Origin of the sequence: Mesorhizobium sp. M0960 (assembly GCF_040319055.1) — a bacterium.
Lineage (GTDB): Bacteria > Pseudomonadota > Alphaproteobacteria > Rhizobiales > Rhizobiaceae > Mesorhizobium.
On sequence record NZ_JAMYNN010000056.1, the window covers coordinates 1 to 842 of the forward strand.

Sequence of the window (842 nt, forward strand, 5' to 3'; positions counted from 1 at the left end):
TCCGTCGTGCGGAAATAGAACTGCGGACGGTAGTTGGTGAAGAACGGCGTGTGACGGCCGCCCTCGTCCTTGGTCAGGATGTAGGCTTCGGCGACGAACTTCTTGTGCGGCTTGACGGTGCCGGGCTTGGCCAGAACCTGGCCGCGCTCGACGCCTTCACGGTCGACACCGCGCAACAGCGCGCCGATGTTGTCGCCGGCCTGGCCCTGGTCGAGCAGCTTGCGGAACATCTCGACGCCCGTGCAGGTCGTCTTGGTGGTCGGACGGATGCCGATGATCTCCAGCTCCTCGCCGACCTTGACGACGCCGCGCTCGACGCGGCCGGTCACCACCGTGCCGCGGCCCGAAATCGAGAACACGTCCTCGATCGGCATCAGGAACGGCTTGTCGAGCGGACGAACCGGCGTCGGGATGTAGGCATCGACCGCCGCCATCAATTCGCGGATCGCGTCCTCGCCGATCTTCTTGTCAGAATCTTCAAGTGCGGCAAGCGCCGAACCCTTGACGATCGGAATGTCGTCGCCGGGGAACTCGTTCTTGGTCAAAAGCTCACGCACCTCGAGCTCGACCAGCTCGAGCAGCTCGGCGTCGTCGACCTGGTCGACCTTGTTCAAGAACACCACGATCGACGGCACGCCGACCTGGCGGGCCAAAAGGATGTGCTCGCGGGTCTGCGGCATCGGGCCGTCGGCGGCCGACACGACCAGGATCGCGCCGTCCATCTGCGCGGCACCGGTGATCATGTTCTTCACATAATCGGCGTGGCCGGGGCAGTCGACATGGGCATAGTGGCGGGCAGCCGTCTCGTATTCGACGTGTGCCGTCGAAATGGTGATGCCGCG

The 842-nt window shown here is 64.6% G+C and carries 1 protein-coding gene; it reads right to left on the reverse strand.

Features of this window, described 5'->3' with window-relative positions:
* On the reverse strand, positions 1–842 hold an 842-nt coding region (gene tuf, locus NKH63_RS31285; protein ID WP_352485094.1), incomplete at both ends, for an elongation factor Tu.